The organism is Pseudarthrobacter sp. NPDC080039, assembly GCF_040702335.1.
Taxonomy (GTDB): Bacteria; Actinomycetota; Actinomycetes; order Actinomycetales; family Micrococcaceae; genus Arthrobacter; species Arthrobacter enclensis_A.
Genome location: NZ_JBFBKY010000018.1, coordinates 18,933 through 41,208, shown reverse-complemented (window position 1 = coordinate 41,208; position 22,276 = coordinate 18,933). Strand labels below are relative to the sequence as shown.

Below are 22,276 nucleotides of genomic sequence, written 5' to 3'. Positions count from 1 at the left end.
CGGCGTGGCTTCCGTTCTGCACATTCGTGCATAGTGCTTGACTCCATTTTCCATTTCTCCGAAGAATAGATCAGAACGGCGGCGCCATCCAGCGGTGGCCGCGTCACTCAAAGCCCCAAGGGAGTCGTTTTGGGACCCAAGGATCCATCTGTTCAACCTTCTGCTGCCGCGCCCCGGCATGGGGTGGAACGCCCCTCAGTCCACAACCTGCGCCGCCGTCCGCACGCCAAAGTTCTGGTGGTCGGTGGCGGTATTAACGGTGTGGGAACGTTCCGCGACCTTGCGCTGCAGGGCGTGGATGTCGCCCTCGTGGAGCGAGGTGACTACTGCCAGGGTGCAAGCGGCGCGTCCTCGCACATGATCCATGGCGGTATCCGGTACCTCGAAAACGGTGAATTCCGCCTGGTCCGCGAATCGGTCGTCGAACGGAACCGGCTGCTGAAGATCGCACCGCACTACGTCAAGCCCCTGCAGACAACCATTCCCATCTTCAGTACCTTTTCCGGGATCCTGTCAGCACCGCTGCGCTTCCTGACCCACAAGCAGCAGGGCAAGCCCAAGGAGCGCGGAGCCTTCCTTATCAAGGCCGGCCTCAGCCTTTATGACTCTTTTTCCCGCGATGGCGGAACGGTGCCGCGGCACCAGTTCCGCACGCACAAGGCAGCCCTTGAAGAGCTGCCCGCCCTTCGTCCGGACGTGAAATACACGGCCACCTACTTTGATGCCTCCGTCCATAACCCGGAGCGTCTGACCCTGGACGTCCTGCAGGACGGTGAGAAGGCCGGCCGCGCAGGCATTGCCGGTACCAGCGGACAGGGGGACACCGCCCGGGCCAGCAACTACCTCTCCCTGCAGTCGATGTCATCAGCCCCCAACCCGGGGACCGGCAAGGGAGGCACCGTCCGCCTCCGCGACGAACTTACCGGGGAAGAATTCGACTTCACGGCAGACATCATCGTGAACACCACCGGGGCGTGGGTGGACCTCACCAACGAAGCGATGGGTGCTGCATCGTCCTTCATGGGCGGCACCAAGGGATCGCACATAGTGCTTGACCACCCCGGCCTGCTCGCCGCCTGCCGCGGACGCGAAATCTTCTTCGAGCACACGGACGGCCGGATTGTCCTCATCTACCCCATGGGGGACCGGGTCCTGGTGGGCACCACCGACGTTGACGCGGACATGTCAGAGGACGCCGTCTGCACGGACGCGGAAATCCAGTACTTCTTTGACCTGATCGGGCACGTTTTTCCCTCGATCGACGTCACCGCCGACGACATCGTGTACACGTTCTCCGGTGTACGCCCCCTCCCCAGCCATGATGCCACCCAGCCGGGCTTCGTCTCCCGCGACTACCGCATCGAACGTCGCGCCTCAGGGGACAAGGGGAGTGGCGCCGTCGTCCTCAGCCTGGTGGGCGGCAAATGGACCACGTTCCGTGCCCTCGCAGAGCACCTGACCAATGACGTCCTCAACGAACTCGGCGTACAGCGCAAGGTGTCAACAGCCCAGCTCCCCATCGGCGGCGGTGCCGGCTTCCCTGCGGATGAAGCGGGAGAGCAGAAGTGGATCAAGGCGCATATGTCTTCCGGCCGGGACGCGGACCGTACCGCAGGTCTGCTGACCCGCTACGGTACCCGGGCCGAAGCGGTCATCGAATACCTCGACGCAGAACCCGACCAGCCGCTGCGGTCCACCCGGGAGCTCAGCGTCCGGGAGCTGGAGTTCATGGCGGCAAACGAGCAGGTGGGACACCTGGTGGATGTCTTCATCCGGCGTACCTCCCTGGCATTCCGGGGGCTGGTGACCGGTGAACTTCTCAATGAAGTGGCGGAGGTGCTGTCCGTCCCCCTGAAATGGGACGCCGCAGCCCGCGCCGCTGAGATCAAGCACGCCCAGGACGTGCTGCAGCGTTTCCACCGCGTGGAGACGCACAGCCTGGTTTCCTAAGGCCAGGCGGCCGGCCGGGGCACCCCAGTGTCCCGGCCCAACGGCCCTTCGCCCGCGGAGGACCGACAACTAAACAAAGAAGGAGTCAAAGATGTCTCTAGGAATAGTCTTCCTCTCCGAAGTTTTTGGCACGGGCATGCTGACCCTGTTGGGTTGCGGCGTCGTTGCCAACGTGGCTCTGAGGGGGACAAAAGGCAACAACGGCGGGTTCTTGATGGTCACCTGGGGGTGGGGTATCGCCGTGTTCTGCGGCGTCTTCGTCGCCGCCAAGTCGGGCGCGCACCTGAACCCGGCCGTCACCCTTGGCCTGCTGCTCAACGGCAAGGCCGAGTACGCTCCCGGCGTGAGCGTGGACTTCGCCTCCACGCTGACCTACTTCGGCGGGGAACTGCTGGGCGCCTTCCTCGGCGCCGTGTTCTGCTGGCTGGCGTACAAGCAGCACTTCGACGACGAACCGGAACCCGCAGGCAAGCTCGGGACCTTTTCCACAGGCCCCGCCATCCGTTCCACCCCCTGGAACCTGATGACCGAGATCATCGGAACATTCGTCCTGGTCTTCGTCATCCTCACGTTCGGCGGCACTCCGTCAGGACTCGGCCCGCTGGCCGTAGCCCTGCTGGTTGTGGGCATCGGCGTGTCCCTCGGCGGCCCCACCGGCTACGCCATCAACCCGGCCCGTGACCTCGGGCCGCGCATTGCACACGCAGTGCTTCCCATCAAGGGCAAGGGCTCCAGCGACTGGAGCTACTCCTGGATCCCCGTGGTGGGTCCGCTGGTGGGCGGCGCCCTGGGCGGAATAGTTGCACGCATTGCACCGATCATCGTCACCGCCGCTTCCTGAATCCCTGGCAACCAGATCAACAACCAAGACAAGGACGTCATCATGAACCAGTACGTAATCGCAATTGACCAAGGCACCACCAGCACCCGCGCCATCATTTTCGACCACAGCGGCGCCATCGTGTCCTCCGGCCAAATGGAACACGAACAGATCTTTCCGCAGGCAGGATGGGTAGAGCACGATGCTTCGGAGATCTGGAACAACACCCGCGAGGTGATCGGTTCAGCCCTGTCAAAGGCGAACCTGACGCGGCACGATATTGCCGCCGTCGGCATCACCAACCAGCGCGAAACGGCAGTTGTGTGGGACAAAACCACGGGGAAGCCGGTATACAACGCGATCGTGTGGCAGGACACCCGCACCCAGGACATCGTGGACGAACTGGCCAGGGACGGCGGGGCGGACCGCTTCAAACAGAAGGTGGGCCTGCCGCTGGCCACGTACTTCTCCGGCACCAAGATCAAGTGGATCCTGGACAACGTCGACGGCGCCCGCGAAAAGGCCGAGGCCGGGGACCTGGTCTTCGGCAACACCGACGCCTGGGTCCTGTGGAACCTGACCGGCGGTGTGGACGGCGGCGTCCACGTCACCGACGTCACCAATGCCTCCCGGACCCTGTTCATGGACCTCGAAACCCTACAGTGGGACGACGAAATCCTCGGTATCTTCGGTGTTCCCCGCAGCATGATGCCGGAGATCAAGTCCTCCTCCGAGGTCTACGGCGAAGTCCACGGCTCGCAGCTGCTCCGCGAGACACCGGTGGCGGGCATCCTGGGCGACCAGCAGGCCGCCACGTTCGGCCAGGCCGCATTCGACGCCGGTGAAGCCAAGAACACGTACGGCACCGGCTGCTTCCTGATCTTCAACACCGGCGAGGAAATCGTCCACTCGAAGAACGGGCTCCTCACTACCGTGGGCTACAAGCTGGGCGACGCCAAGCCGCACTACGCCCTGGAAGGCTCCATCGCCGTCACCGGCTCGCTGGTCCAGTGGCTGCGCGACAACCTTGGCATGATCAGCAGCGCCCCCGAGGTGGAAACCCTTGCCGCTTCAGTCAAGGACAACGGCGGCGTCTACATCGTCCCCGCCTTCTCCGGCCTCTTCGCTCCGTACTGGCGCTCCGACGCCCGCGGCGCGATTGTGGGCCTGACCCGGTTCGTCAACAAGAACCACATCGCCCGCGCCGCCCTGGAGGCCACCGCCTTCCTGACCCGCGAGGTCCTCGACGCCGTCAACGCCGACTCGGGCGTTCCGCTCACCGAACTGAAGGTCGACGGCGGCATGGTCGCCAACGATGCGCTCATGCAGTTCCAGGCGGACATCCTCGGCGTCCCGGTCATCCGTCCCAAGGTCATTGAAACCACCGCGCTGGGCGCCGCCTACGCCGCTGGCCTTGCCGTTGGCTTCTGGAAGGACCTCGGCGAGTGCTCGGCCAACTGGTCCGAGGACAAGCGCTGGGAACCGCAGATGGACCAGGCCGAACAGGACCGCCAGCTGCGGCTCTGGAAGAAGGCCGTCACCAAATCCATGGACTGGGTCGACGAAGACGTGCGGTAATCCTTCACCCCTGAGGGCCGCCCTGCTTCCCACGCAGGGCGGCCCTGTCAGTGGCCGCGAACCCCTGCCAGGCCGCAAGTTCTCCTGCAGCACAGGCTCGGCATGCGCGGTGAAAGGGTACCCACGGCCCGGCTCTTGGAGCCGCCAGGAGTTCCCTGCACGTCGCAGCGGGCTATGGCTATCCCAGTAATGATCCCCATTCAATCCCAACCACGCAGTAACTTCGATGTGATTGCCCGTGGCTGGACAGGACAAACAGCGAACTGAGCCGATGAAGTGGGGCCAGACCTAACCGGGTGGATTCTAACGATCACTGCCACACTTGAGACTTTCAGGAGTTGCGATGGCGGTAGCAAAGAAACGGAAGCTGAACCCGGGCCCGGTGGCGAAAGCAGCCGAGCGTGCACACTCTGTTCGGCTCGGCCTGGTCCCGCATGGCCGTGGAACCACCCGCGATTAGGTAATCGCCCAAGTCAACCAGGGCGTCGAGTGTGGCACGGTGCCGGCAGGTGCGATCCTTGTTATCGATGAAGTTGGCTACAGCCCGTTCGAGCAGGACGCGGCTGACCTGTTCTTCCAACTGGTCTCGTCCCGCTACGAACATGCCCCGCTGATCCTGACCTCGAGTCTCCCGTTCGCCCGCTGGGGAGACGTCCTGGGCGATCAGGTCGTCGCGTCAGCCATGATCGACCGCCTCGTCTGCCACGCCGAAGTCATGATCCTGAAAAGCTCCAGTTACCACCTCCAACGGCGAACTTTTCGACAATCGCTGAGACTGGTGCCAGGACTGGGGCTCGGTGTGGTGTTTGTAACACGGTGGTAACGCGTGGGAGCGGTTGTGGAAACAAGCGGAGGCTAGGTTCTTTTGCGGGGCCACGCCCGTACATCGGAGTGGGCGCAGCGATGTGGATCCTTATGAGGAAGGTCTAGATTCGATGAATACCGGGGACACGGCGTGGGTTCTGGTTTCGGCAGCGTTGGTGCTGTTGATGACGCCGGGCCTGGCGTTTTTTTATGGCGGCATGACCCGTGCGAAGGCCGTGTTGAACATGATGATGATGAGTTTCGGCGCGATCGCTGTGGTCGGTGTCCTGTGGGTCCTTTATGGCTACTCCATGTCTTTCGGGACCGACGTTTTCGCCGGTCTGGTCGGCAGCCCTGGTGAAAAGTTTGGCCTCGCCGGGATCCTGTCCACGGGTGATGATATGCCGCTGGCTGGAACGATTCCGGAGATAGTTTTCGTCGGTTTCCAGGCTGTTTTCGCTATCATTACGGTCGCTCTCATCTCCGGAGCCATTGCAGACCGCACAAAATTCAGTTCCTGGTTGGTCTTCGCCGGGTTGTTCGCGACGATCGTGTATTTCCCCGTCGCACACTGGGTTTTCGATGTGAATAAGGACGCCTCGGGCAACGGCACGGGCGGGTGGCTGGGGCAGGGTCTGGGGGTGATCGACTTTGCGGGTGGTACGGCTGTGCATATCAACGCCGGCGCGGCGGGCCTTGCATTGGCGCTTCTGCTTGGGAAACGCAAGGGCTTCGGCAAGGACCCGGGACACCGTCCACACAACCTGCCGTTCGTCATGCTCGGTGCCGGGCTGCTGTGGTTCGGTTGGTTCGGCTTTAACGCCGGTTCGGCGTTGGGCGCGAACGGTATCGCCGGTTATGCCTGGATCAACACCCTCGCTGCTCCTTGCGCCGCGGTCCTGGGCTGGCTGGTCGTTGAGAGGATACGGGACGGGCATGCCACCTCACTGGGTGCGGCCTCCGGGGCCGTCGCGGGCCTGGTCGCGATTACCCCGGCCTGTACTGCGCTGACTCCGTCCTGGTCGCTCGTGCTGGGCCTGCTGGCCGGAGGACTCTGTGCGCTGGCCGTTGGCCTGAAGTACAGGCTCAATTACGATGACTCACTGGACGTCGTCGGCGTTCACCTGGTCGGGGGAGTCGCAGGGACCCTTTTCATCGGCCTCGCCGCTGACCCGGGGTCCCCCGCGGCCGGACAAGGCCTGTTCTACGGCGGGGGCTTGGAGCTGCTGGGCAAGCAAACCATCGGCGCCGGGTCAGTTCTGATCTACTCCTTCGTGTTGTCCTTCGTCATCGGCTGGGCCATTAAGAGGACCATGGGCTTCCGCGTCCCGGTCCAGGACGAGATTGAGGGCATCGATGTCAGCCAGCATGCAGAGTCCGCGTACGAGTACGGCGGCGTCGGCGTTGCCGGTAGCTTCCAGCCGCTTCACGACCAGATCCAGCACTCGTTTAATAAAAAAGACACCCACCGCCCTGGCGACGCCGGGAGCACGGCTAGGATCCAGTCATGAAGCTGATCACCGCCATTGTCCGCCCGGAAAAACTCGATGACATCCGAAGCGCCCTGGAAGACCACGGAGTCCAAGGACTGACGCTCAGCGCGGCAAGCGGCTACGGCAGGCAACGCGGGCACACCGAGGTCTACCGGGGAGCCGAATACACCTCCGACCTGCTGGCCAAGGTCCGCATCGAAGTCCTCACGACGAATGAACAGTACGAGCAGATCCTGGCCCTGATCCTCGCCGGCTCAAACACAGGGCGCCCCGGCGACGGCAAAGTCTGGATCACAGACATCCACGACGTCATCAGGGTGCGCACCGGAGAACGCGGACCAACAGCCATCTAAACCCCAACACAGCGGGTAACGGGGCTGTCTGATAAGCGCGATAGGTAAGCTCTGGCCGGGTTTCACTCGTGGTTGGTTCATTCGGGCCGGCCTGCGAGGATACTGGCGATCGGCTTTAGCGCCGGGTTGCACCTCATCAGTCAGTGTGCCCCCTGCCCCCCGGTGGGATCACGGGATCTGTTGACGAGATACAGGCTTTCCGCCCAGCGGTCTTCTTTGGAAAGTGCCCGGACCGCTGTCCTGTAGCGGGCGGAACGGGCCTGCGGGGGAAATCCACGCAGAAGCAGCAGCCTATGTCCTGCTGGCCTCGTTCGCCTTGGCAAGTTGCGCGCCGGGGTCGCCGATCAGCCGTTGCATGTGTTCGAGCAGGTAGTGCTGTCCGGCTTCGGTTGGGTGATCGCCGTCGGGACCGATGAGTTCGTCTACCTGACCGGATATCCAGGATTCGGAGATGGGGTCTACGAACTGGGCCTTCGCGTCGACTGCGGCCGCCTTTATTGCGTGGCGTACTTGAAGCCTTTCGGGCTCGGGTTCGGGCGTATAGGACGGCGGTCCGATGACGATGACACGGGCGTAGGGGGCAGTGGTCTTGGCAGTGTTGATCGTGGTGGTGGCCGCGTCGCGCACTGCGTCCGGGGCGTAGCCGATGTCATTTTCGGAGCCAAACAAAATTACGGTATCGGTGTCGGCCGTCACGAAGCTGTTGACCTGTGTGCCGAACGTCCCTTGGAAGTCTCCCTGGCTGAGGTAGCCGCTGCCGTTTTCCGCCGCGTTGATGATATTGACGTTGCCCTTGAAGCGGGAGTCGGCGCCGAACAGCGCCGGCCAGGCGAGCTGCGGAGAGGTCCCGCAACCGGTGCTCAGAGAGTCACCGATGACGACGACACGCATCGGCCGAGCACCCGCGCTGGCCGGGTGTGTCGGCACCGATGCACCTGCTGTCAGCGCGAGAACACAAAGGCCCCCGGCGCCCAACTGACGTCGCCTGATGCCCATTTTGCCGCTCCCGTCCCGTCCTGGATTACTTCTGGTCGATCTTCCATGTTCCACTATGAGTGTTTCGGGACTGTTTCGAACGCTCGGAGGTTCGAAGACTTCACCAAGACACGGCGGGAATGCAGTCCATTCGTGGTGGTGTACGCGGGGTCACGGGGGATGGGCTGGCCGCTCCCGGCTGACGAACGGCCACGTGGACCGCCGCGCCCGTACCGACTTTTGCCGGCTGGAGCAGGCAACGCCCCAGGCGCGGTTTCCACAAGTTGCCGGAGTGATGGCGTCAAGGAATTCCGCAGGAGCGCAGGTGCAGGGCGCGGGGCCTGGAGTGTTCATCTGATGCAGCCGTCCCGGGGGAGGAGCATCGATTCAAGCTTCCGTATGAGGCGTGCTGACCATGGACGCTGTAACAGTCCGTCTTCGAGTGCTCCCGAATTACGCAACATCGGCCTGATGTTATTATTCTTAGGTTTGCCTTACCTTTGCAATTTATTCCGGCGGGAGGATTCAAAGAGTACGGCGGAGCACCTTCAAACCCTTCGGCGGGGGCGACCTCGCCAGTCTTCCCGGTTCCAAGACCGGTGTGTCGTGTCCGTGAACAACCTGTCCCCTCCCAGTAGCTCCGGTACGGAACCGGAGTCCTCGAAAGGCCACCATGAACTTCCTCATCAAACCCGCAGCGGCCTTGGCCGCCGCCGCCGCCCTGCTGGCTCTTTCGGCTTGCGGGGGCGCCCCCACTGGGTCCGGAAGCGCCGGGTCCGCCACCGAGGGTTCCACCGCTGGCGCGGGGTCCGGGGGTGACAGCATTGTCGTTTACAACGCGCAGCACGAGAACCTGACCGGTGCATGGGTGGAGGCCTTCACCAAGGAAACGGGAATCAAGGTCACGCTGCGGAATGGTGACGACCTGGAAATGAGCAACCAGCTCACCGAGGAGGGGAAGAACTCACCGGCGGATGTCTTCCTGACGGAAAATTCCCCTGCGATGGTCCGCGTCGAAGGGGCAGGCTTGCTCGCCCCGGTGGACCAGGCAACCCTGGCCCAGGTGCCGGCACAGTACCGGCCCTCCACGGGAGACTGGACGGGCATCGCGGCACGCTCGACCGTTCTGGCTTACAACAAGAACAAGCTCACTCCCGACCAGCTGCCCAAGTCCTTGATGGACCTCGCGGACCCGGCCTGGAAAGGACGCATCGGCGCCTCCACCGAAGGAGCCGATTTCCAGGCCATCGTCAGCGCCATGCTTGCGCTCAAGGGAGAGGACGCGACCCGGAGTTGGCTTGAGGCGGCGAAAAGCAACTTCCAGTCCTACAAGGACGACACCCCGGTGCTCGCTGCTGTGAACGCCGGCGAGGTGGAGGCAGGTGTCCTCTACCACTACTACTCCTTCGTGGACCAGGCCCAGACCGGAGAAAACAGCAAGAACGTTGATCTCCACTACTTCAAGAACCAGGACCCCGGCGCGTTCGTCAGCGTCTCCGGAGGCGCCGTCCTGGCCTCCAGCAAAAAGCAAGCCCAGGCCCAGCAGTTCCTGAAGTTCATCACGGGCAAAGAGGGCCAGCAGGTCCTCCAGACCGGTGACTCCTTTGAATACACCGTTGGCTCCGACGTGCCAGCCAATCCCAAACTCGTACCCCTCAAGGACCTTCAGGCACCTTCGATAGACCCAGCCAAACTCAACAGCGAGAAGGTCACGGACCTGATGACAGAAGCCGGGCTCCTCTAAACCTTCCGCCACGCCTGGTCGGCGAGGCGAAGGCCTTCAGCGACCCGTTGACGCCGGCAAGTTGGCTAACCCGTTCCATTTGCTCCAACGGCTGTTTCGGGAGCGCCTGGGATGCCAGAGCTACCTTCAACGCTCACCAAATCCGACCTGACCGCCCATTATGTAGAACAATCCTGCAACGGGACGTGCCGACATCAGAGTCGGGCAGATGCCCATGGATCCACTGTGATTGCTCCGGCAGTCCGGCCAGGCAGCGGCAGAACGGCTGGCTTCGTATCAGGACGGGCGTTGACTGAAGCGACTTCTACTTCCGTCGTTTTTAAGCCGACAATGAAGATTCTGTCAAGTTGATGATTCCTGCCAAAGCCAACTGCTAGTAGGGCCGCCAGCTATGGCTCGCGGTAGCTCCAAGCATGTGGTAGCGGAACCCCGGCAAAAGAGCGGTAAAGCCGGGGTTCCGTGAGTAAACGCTACATTGTGACACATGAGATGCAAGAGCTAACTGCGAGTAGGCGCCGGCTGCGGTTCTCGGTGTCCCATGAACTGTGTAGCGAAACCGCGGTAAAGAGCGGTAGGCCGGAGTTCCGTATCCAAAAGCTACATTGCGAATCTCAGGGTTTGGTTGGCACCCCCAGCTCGAGCAGCAGCCCGCACTGAAGGGCATTGTCGGCCTACCCTAGACAAACCAAACGCCAATAATGGGGACTCCGTCGCGGAGAAGCTCGCCTTCCCGGCCTCTGACACCGGTCGGGTTTCGTTAATGGGGCGCCGCAGCAGGCCCGGATTCCTGAATGAACCATCCAGGGTGATCTGCTAGGGCGAGCGACTGCGCTTCGGCCTTGCTGGTGGCCATACCGACCCAGACTGCGGTGAGGCCAAGGCCGTTAGAAACGACGATTCGCCACCGGTACTTCCTGGTCATTGGTCAATGATGCACATGGCACTCCAACCCGGGCAAGAGATTCAAAGTTATCGGATACGACGCGGCAGGCAGTGCTGACATTAATCGGCCCAAGAATGAGGCGGTCACGAAGGCTGACACGATCGGTTGCACGACGCTACACATCCACTCCCGGGCCCTCGAATGGAAGGGGTGGGTCTCACGACTGACTTGGGAAATCCGCAGCTGATCTTGATCACGTATTGAGGAGCGTAAGGGACACTGGATCGGGCGTGTAGCAGCGCGCGGTTCACGGACTCCCAGACAACAAGCGTTTCCGTGCTTGTCCTATGGTTTCCGTGGTTGGGCTAGCTTCAAAGTCCCGCCGCTGCCCCCTGACCTTTCAGCGGCGGGACTTTAGCCAGCCGGCCGGTCCTGCTGAACCGGGAACCGTCCAAGGATTCAGCGGATCGCGGCACTGTCGGGTCAGACCAGAGCGGGATAACTGCTGAGGAGGTAGTCCGCCGCAGCTTCGCCTCTCATTCGTAGTCCGTTTGGCTGTGGGTCAATACGGGTGTGCATTGCTGACCAGAACACCTTTTCTGTCTGTGGTTCCCGGCGGTTGAGGTGGCACCAGCTCGTGTACAGGCCGTAGAGGGTGTCGGGACAGAGATTGGATCCGGACTCCGGATCCCTGATTGTCGCATCCAAGAGGAACTGATCGTAGTGCGGGGTGGCCATGGCGGCTCTTTTCGCTGCGTGCGTCAGACGCCGCCGTTTGGCTACAGCGGCAAACATCCCGTGCCGCGCACGCGACAGAGACGGTCCTACGCACAGTTGTTCGCGGCCACAAGCGATCAGGATGGCCACCGCAAGAGACTTTTTTGAAACCTGGCCCCTACTTCGGCAACCCCCAAGGGAGTGGACCACTCCAGCATGGCATTGGTGTTCTCGTTTGATCCGCGTTGCCGCGGGTTTGCGGGGTTCGCAGAAGTACACGAAGGTCCCACGCGTGACTTCGCGGTACGCCGGCCCTGCATCCTCCTGCACGTTGAAGGCGCGCCGCGCTCTCATGGGGCCAACGCGGAATTCCACGCAAGGCTCACGTTCCGGCGGCAGTGGGGACTGAGGCATGAGTTCGCCGGTATTGATGTAGATTCGCCAACACCTAAGACCGCCCGGCTTCGCTGTTGAGTCCGGCTTAACCAGCCCAAAAGGCCGCTTTGGTTGCGTCGGATCAGGGCGGGACCTGACCGAAGAACAGCGCTTTTTGACAACGAGCGTTCGGCGCCAGGCCGCCTGGACACATGTCGGTGAAGCTGCGATCGATTCCCCCATCGTCCGTGCTCCGCGGAACGGTATGGCCGGTGGGATGTGCCGCATCAATGCCAGCGGCGGCTCCCCAGGACCGTCACAGCGGCGGTGACGGCGATGCCGAGGCTGATCGGGACGCTGAAATGGATCTGGAGCAGGAGTACTCCGATGGCGGCCCCGGCGAACATAGCGAGGACAGCGCCCAGCCGTCGGTTGAGTATCCGGGGCCGTTGCTTGCCCACAAGTGACTCTCCGGCGAGGGAAGTCATGGTGGAAGTAATGACCACTGTGGTCATGTCTTGTACGCCCAAATGCCGCGCAATCAGGGCCTGGGAGCCCATGTGCATGGCGATAACGGCGGCAATAATGACACCAATGGAATGCCGGCTGACGTCTTCCAGGATGAGAGAGATGGTGGCGGTTCCCGTCAATGCGATACAACCCGCTGTGAGAAGGAGGGTGACCCTGCGGTTCCAGCCTTTCGGGCTTGACTGGAGCGTAGATCCGGCGACCGCCGCGCCGAGGAGAAAGGCGCCGAGTGCTACCAGTGGGCCCAAAGTTGGCAGGTTCGCCGCCCCGGCCAACGACATCGCAAGAATCACCACGTTGCCGGTCATGTTTCCGGTGAAGACGTGATCAAGTCCAAGGTATCCGACCGCGTCAACCACACCTGTAACGAGCGTGAGGGCAATCATGAGCATCAGTCGGAACTTTTCCGGAGAGGCTTCACTTTGTTGTGGGGTGGGCAGGGGCGATGAGTGGGTGGGGGAGCGTTCTTTGCAGGTCCGTGTTCAGGGGTATGGAAAGCAAGGGAGGCGAGTGGATATTTCAGGGTTCCTTTTGGCTTGGGACTTTCTGAGTGGTGAGTGCCTCGAGCGCCGTGGCTCCGGCGGGTGCTCCGCCCGCGGCCCGGTAGCCGGCGGCGATCCTGTGGGCGCCGTCGGTCATTCGTGCGGCGCGGCGGACGGCGTTGCGTAGCCGTTCGGGGGTGAGTTTGTTTTTGGGGAGTCGGACTCCGGCGTTTGCGTGTTTGACCCGGGCGGCTACCTCGAGTTGGTCCCGTCCGAATGGTACGACGACACAGGGGACGCCGGCGCTGAGCGCTTTCTGGGTGGCACCCATCCCGCCGTGGGTCACGGCCACGGTTGCGTGTGAGAGGACTGGCCCGTGCGGGATGAACCGCTCGACGCGCACGTTGGCCGGCAGCGGCCCGAGGTCAGCGGGACCGGCGGGCATGGTTACGACAACACGGTAGGGCTCCGCGCCGAGCCCCTGGACAGCGGCACGGGCGAGGGCTTCATCGGCCTGGTATTCGGAGGAGGTGGTGACGAGGACGAACGGGTCGCCCGGCTCCTGGATCCATGCCGGCGCCTCAGCTGGGGGTTCCCATGGGAGGGCGCCGATGAGGCGGATGTCGGGTGCCCAGTCGGGGTGTGGGTACTCGAAGGGTTCCGAGGTCGTCACCAGGGTCAGGGGTGCGGAGCGGAAGAACCCGTCCGCGCTTACGACCGGTGGGATGCCATAGGCGGCGAGAATCCCGTTGATGCCCGGGCGGAACCGCTTTTCGAGCTGTCCCATGACCAGGGGACGCAGCAGGCCGTCCCGGACACGTCCGAGAGGGCCTTCAAGCGGTGGGAGTCCGGGACCGAATGGAGGCACTCCCCGTGAGGTGACCGGCGGGGTGTAGGGGCAGAACGCGGCCCAGGGGCCGCCCCAGGCCTGGGCGGCCGCGCGGGCTCCCCAGGAGTTGAAGTCGACGATCACAGCATCGGGGGATGTTGAGGCGATTGCCGCGGCGAGGTCGGCGCCGTCGAGGGCTGCCCGCCGGACAAACACTTCCACAGAGGCCGAGAGAGCTTCGAGGGTGCTCCTGGTACCGAAGTCGCGGTGCTCGATCGCGGCGATCCGTTCGTCGATGGGCTCCGCTGCGAGTCCGAGACCGCGCAGGAGGTCGACCTGGTCGGTGAGGGTGCGCACATGCACCTGGTGCCCGCGCCGGGTGAGTTCAAGGAGCAGCGGGGTCATGGGGAAAAGGTGGCCGATGGCGGGGGAGGTGTAGGCGAGGATGCGGGACATCATGTCCTCCGGGTGAGGGGTTTGAGGAGCTCGAGGATTGCTTGGATGTACGCCTTGGGGTCCAGCCCGGCGTCGTGCCGGAGGAGCTTCCAGACGTAGACGTCGCACACTGTGACGAACTGGGCCAGGCGGCGCTCTCGTGCGTCGTCGCCGAGCCCGTCAAGGAACGGCCCGAACACCTGCGCGCACCAGGACCGGTGGTACGCGCGGCCGCCGGCCGTAACAGCCGCCATGAACGGTGACGAGGCCTCCTCCGCGAGGAGCCGCAGGGCGAGGTTCCCGTCCCGTTCATAATGCGCGGCGAGGTTGGCGACGGCGCCAGCGAGGTCGCCCGGCACCGCTGCATCCCGCTCCGTGGCGACTCTTGCCGCCTGGCGCTCGGCTGCCGCGGAGAAGAGCTTCTCCTTGTCCCCAAAGCGCCGCAACACCGTCTGGACACTTACCCCCGCGCGGGCGGCAACGGCATCGAGCGTGATCCCCGCAATAGGCGTGCCCGCCTCAAACTCAGCCGCCGCCGCGTCAAGGATCCGCTCCGCGGTAGCCGCCGCGGACTCGGCCCGCTTCGTCATCACGTAACTCCGGACGGACGCACCAGATTTCATGTAAATCAGGGTAACCTCAATATCGCGGGTTTGCCAGACTTCGTCTTTTGCCGTTTGCCCGTCCCGCGGGCGGGCTACCTCCTCGGCTCGCGGCCCTGTCCCTGTGGGGCCGTACCCCGACCATCCCCCCAGCCCGGCCCGGAGCCGGTTGGCCCCTTGAGCCAAAAGCTTCGGGCGCGTCCCCCTTCCAGGCCGTGCGGATACCGACATCCGCATTGACCTCGGCGGAGGCTCTATGGTCAGTGACGACATCTCGCTCTCTCCTGAGCAGGCTGATCGGGCTATGGAGAAGCTATTTGACCGGGTCAAGGACTCGTTCTCCAAGGAACTTGCCTACAAGAACAACCTGCATCAGTTCGGCTCTTGAGATCTCCAAGTAGGAACCACCCCGCGGGCGGTCGCTACTTTCGTCCAGCGTTCGTAGCCGTTTCACTGGTGGCAGCTTGCTGGCTTTTGGAGCCAGAATTTCCTTGTGAGGCTACTGGGTTATACCCGCGTGAGTGCTTCAGGCCCGGACGTCAGCACCGGCTGGACGCGCTGGTTGCCGCTGGCGTGCAGAAACGGGCGTCTTCGCCGGTGCTGCCTGCGGTAGCGAGGCGGCGATCGAGCGGCCGGGAATGGAAAGGCTCCTCGAGTACGCCGAGGAGGGCGACGCCGTTGTTGGTGGCGCGGCCATCAGAAGTCGGCAGCAAACGGCTGAATGCGGGCCGGCTGACCATCAGTCAAAACAGAAGTACGGTGCCCGATGCGCGAACACGGACGGGTCGCCTGACACCGCCAGCCCGCCAACAAGCCTAAGCCTGCCCAGGCCACCACACGCCAGCACCAGGGGTGAACCGAGGTAAAACGTGAGGGTGTGAGATACGGAGGATATCCGCAAATGGGGTTGCTTTCAGTTCAGCAGAACAACCCGTGTTCCTAAACCCGTGCTATGCCATTTACACAATCAAGGTCAATGTGAATCCGGCCGTGCCGGCGGCTCTCAGGCATCATCCGGAGCTGGCGTGGAGGGTCAGGCGAACGCGATCGTTTTGGCTCCGGCCAGGACTTCCTCCACGACCTTGGCGGCTCCGACGATGATTGACCCCTTCTCGAGTTGCTTCTCGGTGATGCCTCGGGGTTTGGCGCACGCCCCGCACAGCCATACTTGTCCGCCGTTATCGATGAACTCGGTGTACAAGTCGCCGAGCTCCGGCAGCCCGGGCTGGGCCACTCCATCGGTTCCGCCTTTGGTCCCGAGCCACACGGCTTCGATCGTGCACAGCACGATGGCATCCTGGCCTGCGGCCGCGGCCACGTTCGCGGCGACAAACGGAAGCGTGGCGCGCTCGGGTTCTTCCTTTCCGTCGGTGCAGTTGAAGATCAGCTTCTCGCTCATCTCATCGTCCCCTTTCCACACTCACCAGCAGGCGTCCGTCTCCTGGTGCTTTGATCGAATGAACAACGTGGCCCATCAGACGGGCCATGGAAGGCAGATCCTCTTTGGCAGCCGGATCGCGGGTGCTGATCAAGAGCACGTCGCCGATTGGGATGTGTTGGATCTGTTCGCGGAACTTTCGGGCGAGACCGTCGGCGCACCCGAGGTTACCGGCGTCGTACGGGTGCACGTGATCCGGCTCGTCCACGGTGCTTGGACGGAAGCCCGAGCAGAGCAGATCAATCGCTTCGATGCGACCGTCGATGCCGACGTCGAGCATCAGGTGCTGCTCGAGCAGCAGCCATCCCCTCACATCGTGGAGCCGGAAGCGGTACGTCACCACCGCACGGCCTTCGATCTCTTGGGCGCTGGAGACCTGCATCTGGAACTGGTCGGCCCCCGCGAACCAGCCACTAAACCGGCGGATGGTGGCGTGTGCACCCTGATCTGTCATGAGTCTGCCCGGGACCAGCATCCTGAACTGGATGTCCGCGGCGAGCAGCGATTGGGCTTTCGTGAATTCGCGGGCGCCCAGGGCGTTCAGAAAAGCGGCCGCGACCTCGCGCGGCCCAGCCGCGGGAGGGCCTCCCGGCAGGCTGTTGTTCGTATCTTGGGAGAGCATGGCCCCTCCTCTTGGGTTCGTTCTCGATTCGGCTTCTTTCTGCTCACGCTACGGTGGGCACCGTTCCGCAAACGTTCCGCTGTGAACGCTGTCGGGAGCCGGGGCTGTCGATTACTATCGCAGTAGTGAAGGAAGTGGATTTCCAGGTCCTGGGGAAGTTTGCCGTAGCCGTCGACGGCAAGCTGGTTCCCGGGGATGCTTGGCGAAGTCGTCGGGCAGCAGATGTTCTGAAGCTGCTCGTGCTTTCCCCTGACGTACGGCTGCACCGGTCGCAGGTCATGGAGGCTCTCTGGCCCGAGAGTAGTCCCCAAGCCTCGGGCACAAACCTCCGCAAGGCCCTGTATTTCGTCCGGCGCGCCACAGCAGACGCGCAGGCCGTGGTGAGCCATCAGGGGGTGCTCGTTCTCTGGCCTGGCGCCCAGGTCCACAGCGACGTCGAGGGCTTCGAGGGTGCAGCACGCCAAGCGCTGGCTGCGGGTAATCTTTCGGCCTGCCGGGCCGCCGCGAATCTTTACTACGGCGAACTCCTTCCCGACGACCGCTACGAGTCCTGGCTGGGGGAGCCACGGCAGCGTCTGCGCCAGCTGTATCTGGATCTTCTGCGCGTGGGGGAAATGTGGCAGCGGCTCTTCGACGAAGACCCTACCGACGAGCAGGCGGCCCGTGCACTCATGCGCGCCCATCTGAACGCGGGCGAACGCAGAGAGGCGATCCGGCGGTTCGAGCGGCTGCGCGGGGCACTCCGTGACCACTTGGGCGTCGGGCCGGACCGGTCGACGATCGCTCTCTACGAGGATGTCCTGAGCGCCGAAGGAGCGCTCCAGCCGACCCAGGCCGAACGTGCCCACGCCCTGCTCGCGTGGGCCTTGGTGCATCTGAACCGTAACGACCTCAAGGAGGCGGAGCGCGCAGCGGAGGAAGCGCGTTCCATCGCCCTTGACTCCAGCTTAGGCCGAGAGCTCGGAGAAGCCGCTGTGATCCTCGCCAAGGTCGCTACGGCCCAAGGCCGCTGGCGCGAGCGTTTCGCCGAGGAACTCGGCGAGTCCATGCGCATGCGGGCCAACATGGAGCCCATCGTTTACGACGCGCACCTCTGTCTCGCCGAGTACCACCTCGCAGGGCCTGATGGTTACGCCATCGCTGCTGACTTCGCCCGTCAAATGATGAGGATCGCTGCGGAGGCAGGCTCGGGAAGCGGTGCCGCCCTGGGGCAACTCATGCTTGGCGAGGCCGAGTTGCTTGCCGGACACCTTACCGAGGCTCAGAAGGATCTCTCCCAGGCGGCGGAGGCGAATGACCGCGAAGGGTGTCTTTCCGGATCCGCCCTCTCGCGGCAGAGACTGGCCGAAGTCGCGCTCATCGGCGGCCGGAAGTTCGACGCGAACCGGCTGCTCAGCCGGGCGCGCTCTTTCGCTGTCCGATCAGAACTTGCCACCCACCTGTTGGTGCGTGTCTTTGGAACCATGATTCAGGCAGCTGCCGATTCGAAGAAGGCCCTCGCCGTCGTGCGGCTCGCCGATCGGGACCTGAGCGCGATGCGTTCCTGCGAGCCCTGCTCGATGGGCTACCTGACCAGTGCGGCGGCGGCTTGCGCACGGGCCGGCGAACTTGATCAAGCGCACTCCTTCCTCAGCAGAGCCGAAGGAATCGCAGGTATGTGGCAAGGAGGCCTGTGGAGCGGCGCAGTGTGGGAAGCCCGAGGCATCCTTCGCCAGGCCGAGGGCGCGGATGAGCAATCGTGGGCGATGTTCCGCGAGGCGGCCCACGAGTACATCCGGGCCGGCAGTCAGCCCGATGCCGACCGCTGTCTCGAAGCCGCGGCGAGCCCCCACCGCAGGAGCACCCCTTTCGGGTAGGTGCTCACGCTCCTCCGAGCCGGACTTGCGTACTTCTTGGACCGGTGGCGGGCATGGGTGGCCTGTGATTGCAGGGTGATAGCGGGTCCCTTAAGGGAGGCAGAGTGTGTTCGCACCAGGTCACTCGGCGGCTTGGGGAAAGCGTTGAGGCCAATTACTAAATCGTGCACGTCTGCCCGTTGCCCGCCTAAGGCAGTTCACCCTTCAGGCCGCCGGGCTCCCCGCACTCCAGTCTCCTTTTCGAAGGAGACTGGAGTGCTGGGCAGCGGTTACCGGATCTGGCGGACAATTGCGGCCGGCCGCGGTACCACTGCCCTCTTCGTCGCCAACGACCAGATGGCCCTCGGGGTCCTGCGCGCACTGAAGGAAGCAGGTCTGGACGTACCGAACGACGTTTCCCTGGTGGGCTTCGACGACCAGCCGGAATCCGCCTACTTCAGGCCGCCGCTGACCACGGTCCGGCAAGGCTTCGAAGAACTGGGCAAGCGCTGCATGGACATGATGCTCACGGTACTCGGGGGAGGGGAAGGTCCCCGGACGCTGGTGGTGGAACCAGAACTTATTCAGCGCAGCAGCACCAGTCGGCCCCGTGATCACGGGAAAGGCAGATGCTCGCGTGCGGAAATTCCCACCATGCCAGGCTAGATAACCCCAAACGCGCCATGCTGAGCTCACCGGCCAACAGGAAAGTGCGTGAGCGAGCCAATTTGGAAACTAACATCTGCGGTACTACTTTTGCAGAAGCAACAATCCGCTTTCCGTAATCCTCGGACTAGTTGTAGAACGACCCCCGCGATTGAGCAAACAGACGTGGGGGTCTTTTGCTCCCAATTCGGCCCTCGCAGAAACCCTGGCCTCAGCCGATAGTTACAAGGTAAGCCGGCTTGCCCTCCGGGTCTCCATTGCTTCCCTTGTTGTTGCCCTCGCTACTGTTGTAACAGCCGATGTGGGCGCCGATAGTTTTGCCGCCCAGCTCTGGCGCATTGTCGGCCCCTAAGTAATCTCGGCGTCAAGCTGCCGATTCCCGAAGGACCCCAAAGACGGACCTTCACACTCGCCTGGGTCCCTGTTAGATCGTCACCAATTTCACGACCGGGCCTCCTGTCGAACGACCACCACCGAGAGCCGATAACCGATGTTCCGTCAACCTAGGGAGAAATCGCAGCCACGGCACCCATGGCGCCAAGCCGGGCCTCGGCGTGCGCCAGCAGCATGGGAGACGCAGCCACCAAAACGTCGACACTGCGTTCCAGAGCCGCTACCTGCTCCCGCGCACGCGGGAAGTCACGGGCCACGACAAGTGGCAAGATACGCGCGCAGTGCTCGGCGATTTCCGTTGCCCCTGCCATGGACGAAGCAGTCTGCAGGCTCAGTACGGAATCAACGGATGCCGCGGGCTCCTCGGCAGTCAGAGCGGCAAGGAGCCGCGACAGTCGAACCGGCTGCAAACTGAAGAAGTCGCTGAGAAATCGAAGGGCCAGAGCAGGGCCGCCAGTATCGTCGGCGATGTCCCACAGACTCTGCAGGTCGAGAATCGGGTTGTCGCCACAGGCGGCCGCCGCAGAACGGCCCGCTTCAGCCCCCGCTGTTCCCAGCGTCTCAGCGGCCCCCAGTCGTTGTTCACCATATATGTTGACGGTGGTTTCCAAACGGATCCTCATGAATCATGAGCGCGCGGAACCGACGACAGCCTAAGGACCAGGCGCTCTGCTTGACCTGACCCGTGACACTCTCCCAGATGAGGATCAAGCGGGTGCTCGCACCCAATCAAGATTCCCTCAAGATTAATAGCCAGCAATATGGGGCGGCTCCACTGCCGCCGGCGAAGCCAGCGTTGCCTCTCCCGGTAACCTTGACGACTACCTCCCAAGCATCGTAAAGAGCCGACAGTTGATACAGGTCAATGTGCTGGCGAGGGTGGAAGAGGTCCTTCCCAGTTGTTCAGGAAAGGTTGTGAACTGCCCCGGCCCAGCGCGGACCGGAGACGGGGCGGCGGACCGCCCTCGCGCGGGTGTGGAAGTCAATCTTGGGGACCTTCAGTGAGTCCGCGGCAGGCGCGGCCGGGTCATCGTGGGCCCGTCGATCGATTTCATTGAGGGTCATGCAGGAGTCGGTGATCAGACCCATTCCTGCATACTCGCGAACGGCAGCGATACCTGCCACGGCCTCGGTTTTGGTTTCAAAGGGTTTGGATACTGCCATCACGGTGCCGTCCGGGGCTGTCAGCCGGAACCTGAAGGCTGATTTTGCGTCCACAAACAGTTCGAACATTCCTGCCATTGCGATCCTTCCGGTATGCGGGATATCCGAGGCTGCGTCATTGCCGCCACTACGCGTCGGCATCGTTGCCGGCGCTTTATAGTGGTATCCCGCTCCAAATTTCCATCAATTCAGCATGCGTTCCCCGAGTCTTTCGCAGGGGCAGCTGCCGGCGCAAGGCTTCACTTGGCATCCAGCGGAAGTGATCCCGCGCTCTCGGTCCCCGCCCGGGCGAACCGTGCCCGCGGAGTACGCAAGGGGCCTTGATCGTTCATGGTCGGCAACAGACGTGTCCTCCCTCCCTCGTGGTCAGTCAAGGCTGACGCGTGGAGGTGGAACGGATAACAATCCTCCCTGGCCAGGAGCGCCCGCAATCCGGCCTCTCCAGGAAAGCAACCGCACTATGCCTCGGCATAAGCAACAGGTTTCAAGAAGGCCTAAGTGACAGCCGCTCGTCATAGGATTTCGGCGTCGTTCTGATAGGGGATCCACCGCTGGGTTTAGGGGCAGGAGTGCAACTTGGGGAACCGTGAGCGGTCCAAAAATCCGTGAGGAAATAAGCGACGACGGAGCGCCGAACGAAGTTTTGGACTGCGAGCGGCGCGAAGCGCCCTGGTTGCATGGAGGGCCCGCCCAGCGACGATGAACTATCCGAATGACAAGCAACGGCCATTCTTTCACTTGCTCACGGTCAAGTGGCTGCATGGCGGCACGCTAGGAGTGAGCCTGACAGCATTTCTGATGAGGGTATCGCAGCGGATGGCGCCAAGCCCGACGAAAGGGGCTCTTCGTGGAAAGGACCCAGCTTCGCCGGGGGCCGCTGCCTCTGCCGAGCACGGCAGCCGCCGATAGTCGAGCACGATGCCACCGACTCACCATTAACTCACCATAATCAACGACAAACGACCGCTATTCACCGCTTGTCGTAAGCTGCAAAAACCTCTAGATTCCGGGCTTTTTGGACTACTTTCGCACTCGTATTGGGCAGTCGGATCGAAAGCGGGGGTCGTCGGTTCGAATCCGACAGGGGGCTCCATACCACCTCCGGGTCTAAGCTGGATCCATCCGAATGATCAGCGTGCTGACTAAAGGAGGATGGGTGCCATGCCCAAGACCGGCAAGAACCACCATGCCCGCAAGGACGAAATTCCCTCGACCCTGCAGCGTTCTGACCAGAAGGCGCAGGATACGTTCGCGAAGACCTACGACTCCGCCCTGGAGTCCTACGGCCAGGACGAACAACGGGCCGCCCGCGCGGCGTACGCTTCCTTGAAGCACAGCTACGAGAAGGTGGGCGACCACTGGGAACCCAAGGAACAACGCGGCCCCTCCGACAAGCGCGCAGAGCAGGGAGTCCGCTCGTCAGAACACACCGCCGGCGGCGTCGATGCCAACGCCTCCAAGGAACACCTCTACAAGCTGGCCAAGGAACTGGACGTCAAAGGCCGGTCCAGGATGGACAAGGAACAACTGGTCCGGGCACTGCAAAAGGCCAACGACGCCGCCACCCGCAAAGCCCGCAGTAAATAGCCT

The 22,276-nt window shown here is 63.0% G+C and carries 18 protein-coding genes and 2 pseudogenes; 12 read left to right on the top strand and 8 right to left on the bottom strand.

Translation table 11 applies throughout. The annotated features are described in order from the left end of the window. Nucleotides 1–183: 183 nt before the first annotated feature. The 6 genes from AB0313_RS16650 to AB0313_RS16625 all read left to right on the top strand — a co-directional run bounded on the left by AB0313_RS16650 (nt 184) and on the right by AB0313_RS16625 (nt 6,998). On the top strand, nt 184–1,950 hold the full coding sequence (locus AB0313_RS16650; RefSeq protein ID WP_366306864.1) for a glycerol-3-phosphate dehydrogenase/oxidase: 1,767 nt from the start codon (nt 184–186) through the stop codon (nt 1,948–1,950). A 91-nt stretch (nt 1,951–2,041) separates the two neighbouring features. Then, nucleotides 2,042–2,791, top strand: coding sequence for an MIP/aquaporin family protein (locus AB0313_RS16645; RefSeq protein ID WP_366306862.1), 750 nt, complete (start codon nt 2,042–2,044; stop codon nt 2,789–2,791). Between the two features lie 42 nt (nt 2,792–2,833). Beyond that, on the top strand, nt 2,834–4,348 hold the full coding sequence (gene glpK, locus AB0313_RS16640) for a glycerol kinase GlpK (protein ID WP_366306860.1): 1,515 nt from the start codon (nt 2,834–2,836) through the stop codon (nt 4,346–4,348). A 499-nt stretch (nt 4,349–4,847) separates the two neighbouring features. Further along, on the top strand, nt 4,848–5,171 hold the full coding sequence (locus AB0313_RS16635; protein ID WP_366306858.1) for an ATP-binding protein: 324 nt from the start codon (nt 4,848–4,850) through the stop codon (nt 5,169–5,171). Nucleotides 5,172–5,283: 112 nt separating this feature from the next. Further along, nucleotides 5,284–6,663 carry an ammonium transporter gene (locus tag AB0313_RS16630; RefSeq protein ID WP_366306856.1) on the top strand — a complete coding sequence of 460 codons (1,380 nt, stop codon included), beginning with the start codon at nt 5,284–5,286 and terminating at the stop codon, nt 6,661–6,663. Next, entirely contained in the window at nt 6,660–6,998 is a 339-nt protein-coding gene (locus AB0313_RS16625; protein ID WP_366306854.1) for a P-II family nitrogen regulator, read from the top strand. Before AB0313_RS16630 ends, AB0313_RS16625 begins: the two co-directional genes overlap by 4 nt. 291 nt (nt 6,999–7,289) lie before the next feature. On the opposite strand, the gene AB0313_RS16620 is transcribed toward AB0313_RS16625, so the two are convergent. After that, the gene (locus AB0313_RS16620) at nt 7,290–7,889 is read right to left on the bottom strand and encodes an SGNH/GDSL hydrolase family protein (RefSeq protein ID WP_366306852.1); all 600 of its coding nucleotides are present in this window, start codon (nt 7,887–7,889) and stop codon (nt 7,290–7,292) included. 757 nt (nt 7,890–8,646) lie between these two features. On the opposite strand from AB0313_RS16620, the gene AB0313_RS16615 reads away from it, so the two are divergent. Beyond that, the gene (locus AB0313_RS16615; protein ID WP_366306850.1) at nt 8,647–9,717 is read left to right on the top strand and encodes an iron ABC transporter substrate-binding protein; all 1,071 of its coding nucleotides are present in this window, start codon (nt 8,647–8,649) and stop codon (nt 9,715–9,717) included. A gap of 2,262 nt (nt 9,718–11,979) precedes the next feature. On the opposite strand, the gene AB0313_RS16610 is transcribed toward AB0313_RS16615, so the two are convergent. The 3 genes from AB0313_RS16610 to AB0313_RS16600 form a co-directional block, all read right to left on the bottom strand. Further along, complete coding sequence (locus AB0313_RS16610; protein ID WP_366306848.1) at nt 11,980–12,612, bottom strand: YoaK family protein; 633 nt, start codon at nt 12,610–12,612, stop codon at nt 11,980–11,982. A gap of 127 nt (nt 12,613–12,739) precedes the next feature. Further along, nucleotides 12,740–13,990: a glycosyltransferase gene (locus AB0313_RS16605; RefSeq protein WP_366306846.1), complete on the bottom strand. Its 1,251-nt coding sequence runs from the start codon at nt 13,988–13,990 to the stop codon at nt 12,740–12,742. Beyond that, nucleotides 13,987–14,556, bottom strand: a complete 570-nt coding sequence (locus AB0313_RS16600) for a TetR/AcrR family transcriptional regulator (RefSeq protein WP_366306844.1) — start codon at nt 14,554–14,556, stop codon at nt 13,987–13,989. The genes AB0313_RS16605 and AB0313_RS16600 overlap by 4 nt, the downstream gene beginning before the upstream one ends. Before the next feature lie 268 nt (nt 14,557–14,824). On the opposite strand from AB0313_RS16600, the gene AB0313_RS16595 reads away from it, so the two are divergent. Both AB0313_RS16595 and AB0313_RS16590 read left to right on the top strand, forming a co-directional pair. After that, nucleotides 14,825–14,956 carry a hypothetical protein gene (locus tag AB0313_RS16595; protein ID WP_366306842.1) on the top strand — a complete coding sequence of 44 codons (132 nt, stop codon included), beginning with the start codon at nt 14,825–14,827 and terminating at the stop codon, nt 14,954–14,956. A 105-nt stretch (nt 14,957–15,061) separates the two neighbouring features. Continuing rightward, nucleotides 15,062–15,251, top strand: a pseudogene (locus AB0313_RS16590) (recombinase family protein); the annotation flags it as partial. A 350-nt stretch (nt 15,252–15,601) separates the two neighbouring features. On the opposite strand, the gene AB0313_RS16585 reads toward AB0313_RS16590, so the two are convergent. Beyond that, nucleotides 15,602–15,967, bottom strand: coding sequence for a DsrE family protein (locus AB0313_RS16585; protein ID WP_366306840.1), 366 nt, complete (start codon nt 15,965–15,967; stop codon nt 15,602–15,604). Nucleotide 15,968: 1 nt separating this feature from the next. Then, nucleotides 15,969–16,628 (bottom strand): hypothetical protein, encoded by a 660-nt coding sequence (locus AB0313_RS16580; protein ID WP_366306838.1) that lies wholly within the window; start codon nt 16,626–16,628, stop codon nt 15,969–15,971. A gap of 125 nt (nt 16,629–16,753) precedes the next feature. Between AB0313_RS16580 and AB0313_RS16575 the strand changes: the two genes are divergently transcribed. Together AB0313_RS16575 and AB0313_RS16570 are read left to right on the top strand one after the other, a co-directional pair. Then, nucleotides 16,754–18,484, top strand: coding sequence for a BTAD domain-containing putative transcriptional regulator (locus AB0313_RS16575; RefSeq protein WP_366306836.1), 1,731 nt, complete (start codon nt 16,754–16,756; stop codon nt 18,482–18,484). A 230-nt stretch (nt 18,485–18,714) separates the two neighbouring features. Beyond that, nucleotides 18,715–19,129 (top strand): annotated as a pseudogene (locus AB0313_RS16570) (substrate-binding domain-containing protein); the annotation flags it as partial. A gap of 503 nt (nt 19,130–19,632) precedes the next feature. Here AB0313_RS16570 and AB0313_RS16565 read toward each other — a convergent pair. Together AB0313_RS16565 and AB0313_RS16560 are read right to left on the bottom strand one after the other, a co-directional pair. Then, the gene (locus AB0313_RS16565; protein WP_366306834.1) at nt 19,633–20,133 is read right to left on the bottom strand and encodes an Hpt domain-containing protein; all 501 of its coding nucleotides are present in this window, start codon (nt 20,131–20,133) and stop codon (nt 19,633–19,635) included. A gap of 292 nt (nt 20,134–20,425) precedes the next feature. Continuing rightward, nucleotides 20,426–20,764 (bottom strand): DUF1508 domain-containing protein, encoded by a 339-nt coding sequence (locus AB0313_RS16560; protein ID WP_366306832.1) that lies wholly within the window; start codon nt 20,762–20,764, stop codon nt 20,426–20,428. 1,083 nt (nt 20,765–21,847) lie between these two features. On the opposite strand from AB0313_RS16560, the gene AB0313_RS16555 reads away from it, so the two are divergent. Further along, nucleotides 21,848–22,273, top strand: a complete 426-nt coding sequence (locus AB0313_RS16555) for a ChaB family protein (RefSeq protein WP_141943568.1) — start codon at nt 21,848–21,850, stop codon at nt 22,271–22,273. Nucleotides 22,274–22,276: the final 3 nt, after the last annotated feature.

Coding starts and splice junctions, on each gene's coding strand:
- AB0313_RS16645 (WP_366306862.1), top strand. CDS start 2,042: ATGTCTCTAGGAATAGTCTTCCTCTCCGAAGTTTTTGGCACGGGCATG.
- glpK (WP_366306860.1), top strand. CDS start 2,834: ATGAACCAGTACGTAATCGCAATTGACCAAGGCACCACCAGCACCCGC.
- AB0313_RS16630 (WP_366306856.1), top strand. CDS start 5,284: ATGAATACCGGGGACACGGCGTGGGTTCTGGTTTCGGCAGCGTTGGTG.
- AB0313_RS16625 (WP_366306854.1), top strand. CDS start 6,660: ATGAAGCTGATCACCGCCATTGTCCGCCCGGAAAAACTCGATGACATC.
- AB0313_RS16620 (WP_366306852.1), bottom strand. CDS start 7,889: ATGCGTGTCGTCGTCATCGGTGACTCTCTGAGCACCGGTTGCGGGACC.
- AB0313_RS16615 (WP_366306850.1), top strand. CDS start 8,647: ATGAACTTCCTCATCAAACCCGCAGCGGCCTTGGCCGCCGCCGCCGCC.
- AB0313_RS16610 (WP_366306848.1), bottom strand. CDS start 12,612: ATGCTCATGATTGCCCTCACGCTCGTTACAGGTGTGGTTGACGCGGTC.
- AB0313_RS16605 (WP_366306846.1), bottom strand. CDS start 13,990: ATGATGTCCCGCATCCTCGCCTACACCTCCCCCGCCATCGGCCACCTT.
- AB0313_RS16600 (WP_366306844.1), bottom strand. CDS start 14,556: ATGACGAAGCGGGCCGAGTCCGCGGCGGCTACCGCGGAGCGGATCCTT.
- AB0313_RS16595 (WP_366306842.1), top strand. CDS start 14,825: ATGGTCAGTGACGACATCTCGCTCTCTCCTGAGCAGGCTGATCGGGCT.
- AB0313_RS16585 (WP_366306840.1), bottom strand. CDS start 15,967: ATGAGCGAGAAGCTGATCTTCAACTGCACCGACGGAAAGGAAGAACCC.
- AB0313_RS16580 (WP_366306838.1), bottom strand. CDS start 16,628: ATGCTCTCCCAAGATACGAACAACAGCCTGCCGGGAGGCCCTCCCGCG.
- AB0313_RS16560 (WP_366306832.1), bottom strand. CDS start 20,764: ATGGCAGGAATGTTCGAACTGTTTGTGGACGCAAAATCAGCCTTCAGG.
- AB0313_RS16555 (WP_141943568.1), top strand. CDS start 21,848: ATGCCCAAGACCGGCAAGAACCACCATGCCCGCAAGGACGAAATTCCC.